This window comes from Halomonas sp. WWR20 (assembly GCF_054602495.1).
Window position 1 is genome coordinate 1 of sequence record NZ_JBTRHR010000038.1, and the last position, 265, is coordinate 265.

General features: G+C 49.1%; 1 protein-coding gene. It reads right to left on the reverse strand.

Going from position 1 to position 265, the window contains the following annotated elements:
• Positions 1-265, reverse strand: a 265-nt coding sequence (locus ACW4DH_RS19020; RefSeq protein WP_459637968.1) for a motility-associated protein, incomplete at both ends; no start/stop codon positions are given.

Sequence of the window (265 nt, forward strand, 5' to 3'; positions counted from 1 at the left end):
GTAATAAACTCTACGAGGGTGTTATCGGCAAGAATGCGCGGATAATTAGAGAAAATTTCACTTTCCTGCGGATTATCAATATCGAACTCGAGGGAAAGCATGCCTTGTTGACGGGATTTGGCCACCAGCCGGTACAGCAGCGCCATCAGATCCATGTATAAATCTTTGCTGTATTTTGAACGGCGCATCAGCATGGGAATGGCGCGCAGGGTGGATTTTATCGCCTTACCGTTGTTGCCCACGATAAAAGCGCCGATACCCGCGC